Genomic DNA, 539 nt, shown 5'->3' on the forward strand with positions numbered 1-539 from the left:
CAGAAAAAGCTACAAAACTGGGTGGCAAGCCACAAAACGCCATAGATAGCAAAGTTCCCCTGCTTGACCCAGAGCAAAAGGCCTATCTAGCTGGGGGTGTAGACGGAGAGGGTTGTGTATATGCTTCTGGCAACCAAATAGGAATTACTATAGCTCATACCAATCTAAGATGGTTATTGGATATTCAGCGGATGACCAGAGGGGGTAGGATTTACGAACACAAACCCCGCGGCGCGAACTGGCGTCCATGCTGGAGCTTAAATTTTGAAAAATTTGAAAGTATCGATATCTTAAAACAAATTCTTGCTTACTTATATATCAAAAAAACAAAAGCACTTGAGGCCCTTACCATTGTCGACCTGGAACCCTATAAATGGATATTGTAAACATCAAACTAGGAGGAAGAAATGTATGGTTTCACGATTTTTTGTTCAGGAGGGTACTAAACCTTACTTTTAGAGTACGACCAGTCCTGGGCTGCATTTGATAAGCTGGTGGCGTAAAAAATGAACCCATTACATCCAGAGGGGGATATTCTG

Annotated in this window: 1 protein-coding gene; it reads left to right on the plus strand. The window is 42.3% G+C overall.

The window, feature by feature from the left end:
• Positions 1-386, plus strand: a 386-nt coding sequence (locus HW443_RS12820) for an LAGLIDADG family homing endonuclease (RefSeq protein ID WP_176238401.1), incomplete at its 5' end; no start/stop codon positions are given.
• Between the last annotated feature and the right edge of the window lie 153 nt (positions 387-539).

This window comes from Candidatus Hakubella thermalkaliphila, assembly GCF_013281975.1.
Taxonomy (GTDB): Bacteria; Actinomycetota; Humimicrobiia; order Hakubellales; family Hakubellaceae; genus Hakubella; species Hakubella thermalkaliphila.